The organism is Paenibacillus terrae, from assembly GCF_000943545.1.
Classification (GTDB): Bacteria; Bacillota; Bacilli; order Paenibacillales; family Paenibacillaceae; genus Paenibacillus; species Paenibacillus terrae_A.
Genome location: NZ_JTHP01000216.1, coordinates 1 through 288, shown reverse-complemented (window position 1 = coordinate 288; position 288 = coordinate 1). Strand labels below are relative to the sequence as shown.

Annotated in this window: 1 pseudogene; it reads left to right on the top strand. The window is 42.7% G+C overall.

Annotated features, from left to right (window positions below):
• Nucleotides 1–281, top strand: a pseudogene (locus QD47_RS33650) (MFS transporter); the annotation flags it as partial.
• Between the last annotated feature and the right edge of the window lie 7 nt (nucleotides 282–288).

The window sequence follows — 288 nt, the reverse complement described above, 5'->3', positions numbered from 1 at the left end:
ACACGACGACTCGCCGGAATAACGGTCGGATTGCTTTGGCGTGTCTTTAACTTCTTATCTCGCAGAGAAATATCGTTAGAAGCCGCTTTCTTGTTTGGGGCTGTTGTAAGCATGATTGCCTTTGTGGGAATCCTCATTTGGCTTCCTTCTATGCCGGTTAAAGAGAAAATGTCTTATGGAACACAGCTTGGTATACTTCGTAAGCCTCAATTGTGGTTCAATATCGTGACTGTTATTTTATCTTTGCAGCTATGTTTTCTGTGTACAGCTACTTTGCCGAATAGTCGT